Genomic DNA, 4,111 nt, shown 5'->3' on the forward strand with positions numbered 1-4,111 from the left:
GTAAACCTCTCTACTAAAAATGTTCTCATTCCACTAAAGATTTTAAAAACCCTACGGGCTAAAACCTTTTTTACGTTTCATTCAATCATTTTCTTAACGTGTGAGTTTTAATGCCGTTTTCTTAATTCTTTTTCAATATTCAAATTCATTTTAACAATGAATTTAAAAACCGTCCTTATTTAAGAATGTTTATTTATTGACCTTTAATATTTTACGTTGATTTATTGTTAATGAATAGGAATTTAAAATCCGACGATTTAGAATCGAAATGTAATTCAACTCTAAATTATTAGAATATAAAAGTTGGAGTGTATGAGTGAAACGAGTTGCCAACTTTATGGAAATAATTTAGTTAGTTGAATCATTGAGAGACTACTGTCGGCATCTTTTTTTGTTTCGTTTTTTGGATGAGCAAAAAATGAAAGTAAGAATTTAAAATGGTCACTGAGGTACTCTAAGTGCAGAATCTTTCCATTACTTCTTTTCTAAATCAAATTCATTTTAACAATGAATTTCAAAAACCGTCATTGCTGAAGAGTCGAGTGTCAATTCGACGTAGCGAGTGTTAAAATGATTTACTGTTTACATTTTATATGTGAATGATTTAAAGCATTTAGCGAGTAGTCGTTATTGACCGACTTGTAAGCACCGACTTGACTTTTTTGGTTCTTTTTTTCATCAAGGAAAAAATGAACATATGTACCTAAGCTCCACAGGAGCTTCTCCTCTTAATTTCAAATTTTTAATTTCAAATGTTTTTGTGTCAAGACTTCTCCGAAGGGCATATGAATTCATTTAAAAACAATAATAACTCATGAATAAAAAATCAATGAAATATAGTTTTGAAAAACGAGAATAATCTTTCTATCACTTTTTTGAGAGCAAAAAAGTAATCAAAAAACTCTTGGCTGTAAACCTCTCTACTAAAAATGTTCTCATTCCACTAAAGATTTTAAAAACCCTACGGGCTAAAACCTTTTTTACGTTACATTCAACCATTTTCTTAACGTGTGAGTTTTAATGCCGGTTTCTTAATTCTTTTTCAAATACATAATACATAATACATAATACATAATACATAATACATAATACATAATACATAATACATAATACATTTCCACTATGGCATTAAAACAAAAAAAATTCCAAGAATAAAATTCTATTTCTAAAACCTTATTCTCGGTAATGACTAAACAAACAGTAGATAGAACTGAGATCATATGCTTGTTATAACACCTCGTGTTTCCCTAAATACATACTTGTACTGGCTTGTGTTCTTTTCTCTGTGTTGAGGTAGATCCACACATCAATTTCCTTGTTTTGATAGGGTGTAGGTAAATTAATACTTGCTACAAGCATATCACGGGTTGCAATTTCTTCGGAAATGTAGAAGCTATTTAGTTCTTCGCAATAGCAAACTACGTTTACAAGATCCGTTTCTTTCGCATTTCCTTGCCCCGAATTGTCTTCCCAACTAAAACTAAATATACCAGCTGTTGTGGCATCAAGTTCTGGAAGCTGAAAATCTAACAATTCGCCTTTGGTAATGAGAACACGTGCTACGATAATAACAGGTAAATCTTGTACCATTTCTACAGCATTGGTTAGGGTATAGGAAGTTGCGTTGTTGAAACGCGATTGTTTACCTACTTTATTCCCAAAATACATGTTTTGGATAGAGCGCAATGGTTGCAAAAAATTGATGGTTTTCCTAAACTTAACCCTTTGAATTAATTGCTCCTCTGTGGGTGCTTTTTTTGATGCTTTTGGTAGACTTCGGATAATATCCTTTCCACGCCAGTTGACACCAATCACTGTTCCTACTTTTCCTGAAAATCCGCCAAGGATTCCTTTTTTAATTTCGGCCATAATCTTAATTTTTTATGTTATGTAGCAGCAAGTTAGTGGAATAATGCATTGGTTTTGAAGTTTGTAAGACACCATGTCTAGTATAGACCATTAATGACCGCTATTGTCCATTTTTGTCCGGTATGGAGGAGAAATGAAAAAAGACAGAAAACACAACTTTCCTTTATTAGAGAGGGTTTGAGACAAAAATGATAAAAGTAGAAATAGGGTTTGTTCGAGTGTTGTTCGAGTGTCCTTCGACAACGGTTCGGAAAAAGAGGTGTTTTGTCGAACAACGGTCGAACAAGTGTCGAAGGATTGTCGAACAAAATAGGGGTGAAGTGAAGGAAAATAAACAGATTTTTATTTGAAACGGAAGTTGTTTTATTAATGAATTCGACAATAACTAAATGAAAATATAAGATTACAGAGAAAAAAATCATGATTAAATTAATAGATTTTTTTAAAAAAATATTAATTTTGCAGTAGATAAAAAGGAAATGGTGTTCTTCCTTACCCAACCGCTTTATAAAAAGCTGATGACGCCTGATTAAATAAAATGATCTAAGCATTTTAATCAGGTAGTTATGCAATTAAAACAGACAAAATCTTTTAGCAAAAAAATAAATTTACAGTTACATCTGTTGTTTAGACAATTTCCTGCAATTCCTTATATTTTAAAATGGGCATTTTTATGTTCTCTTATAGGACTGTGTGTAGGTAGTGCTTCGGCAGGTTTTCTTCAATCATTAAATTGGGTTACAAATTATCGTGAAAATCATTTATGGTTAATTATATTTTTACCGATTGGTGGTTTCTCTATTGGTTTACTTTATTACTATTTTGGTAAAAACATTGAAGCTGGAAATAATTTACTTATTGACACAATACATAATCCAAAGGAAATAATTCCTTTTAGGATGGCTCCGTTTGTATTTATAGGAACACTTGTTACCCATATGTTTGGAGGCTCAGCAGGTAGAGAAGGAACTGCATTACAAATGGCAGGAGCAATTGCAGATCAATTTAGTAAACCATTTCGATTGATAGAATATGAGCGAAAAATTTTAATTATTTCAGCTATTTCAGCTGGTTTTGGTTCAGTGTTTGGCACACCATTAGCAGGAGCCATTTTTGGTTTAGAAGTTTTTTTAATAGGACGATTAAAATACGATGCTATTTTTCCTGCATTTTTGTCCGCAATTATTGCTGATTTAGTTACCAAACTTTGGCATACTGAGCATACACATTATCATATCGATTTTGTTCCTGAAATTTCATTTCTCAACATTTTTTTTACCATTATAGCAGGTGTTATTTTTGGTATATGTGCAGCAACATTTAGTAAATCTATGCATAAGACAAGTGCTATTTTTAAATCAAAAATAAGTTTTCCACCTTTTCGTCCTTTAGTAGGAGGTACAATCGTAGCTCTTGCAGTTTGGATAATTGGTACCACAAAATATATTGGTTTGGGCGTACCAACAATTGTTGAATCTTTTGAAGAGCAATTGCCAGCGTATGACTTTCTATTGAAAATGATTTTTACCATTTTAACACTCTCAGCAGGTTTTAAAGGAGGAGAGGTAACACCTTTGTTTTTTATTGGAGCTACTTTGGGGAGTGCAATAAGTATTTTTATCCCATTACCGATTGGACTTTTAGCAGGAATGGGGTTTGTTGCAGTTTTTGCAGGAGCAACAAATACGCCGTTAGCTTGTAGTATTATGGCACTTGAACTTTTTGGTGTTGATTGTGGAGTATATGCTGCTATAGCTTGTGTTGTTGCATATTTGATTTCTGGTAACAACAGTATTTATAATAAACAAATGATTGGTGAACCAAAGTATAAGAGATTTTTAAATCAAAAAGGTAAACGATTAAATGAACTCTAAAAACATTTACATGAACTCAGAATTACATAATATAAATATAGTGAGAATATATTTTGGTTATGGACAGCAAGCCAAAGGACAGTCTTTCTGGCAAAGACTTTGGAATAATAATTTAGGTCAATTACTTTTGAAAAGAGCAAAAGAAATGAACATTAACCAAGCAGCAATCTTTATAGCTAAAGCAGGTTACTTGCACAATGATAGTATTAGTTTTAATATTTCAGAAATTCCATCAAACAAGAACCCAGTTTGCCTCGAACTTATTGATACACCTAAAAATTTGAAAAATTACTTAATAAAGAACAAAGCATTACTTTCTGAGGCAAATATTGTTTTGTTCAATGAGAGTGTAATCTTCCCCTTGTTAA

The 4,111-nt window shown here is 31.9% G+C and carries 3 protein-coding genes and 1 riboswitch; of the genes, 2 read left to right on the plus strand and 1 reads right to left on the minus strand.

All coding sequences use genetic code 11. From position 1 onward, the window contains the following. Positions 1–1,227 precede the first annotated feature (1,227 nt). On the minus strand, positions 1,228–1,869 hold the full coding sequence (locus tag B4L98_RS04030) for a DUF6266 family protein (RefSeq protein WP_291047619.1): 642 nt from the start codon (positions 1,867–1,869) through the stop codon (positions 1,228–1,230). 466 nt (positions 1,870–2,335) lie between these two features. Beyond that, positions 2,336–2,404, plus strand: a riboswitch (Fluoride riboswitch). A 31-nt stretch (positions 2,405–2,435) separates the two neighbouring features. Here B4L98_RS04030 and B4L98_RS04035 point away from each other — a divergent pair. Beyond that, the gene (locus tag B4L98_RS04035; RefSeq protein ID WP_291058623.1) at positions 2,436–3,743 is read left to right on the plus strand and encodes a voltage-gated chloride channel family protein; all 1,308 of its coding nucleotides are present in this window, start codon (positions 2,436–2,438) and stop codon (positions 3,741–3,743) included. A gap of 10 nt (positions 3,744–3,753) precedes the next feature. Further along, positions 3,754–4,111, plus strand: a 358-nt coding sequence (locus B4L98_RS04040) for a DUF190 domain-containing protein (RefSeq protein WP_291077612.1), incomplete at its 3' end; no start/stop codon positions are given.

Origin of the sequence: Empedobacter sp. UBA5528 (assembly GCF_002426075.1) — a bacterium.
GTDB lineage: Bacteria > Bacteroidota > Bacteroidia > Flavobacteriales > Weeksellaceae > Empedobacter > Empedobacter falsenii_B.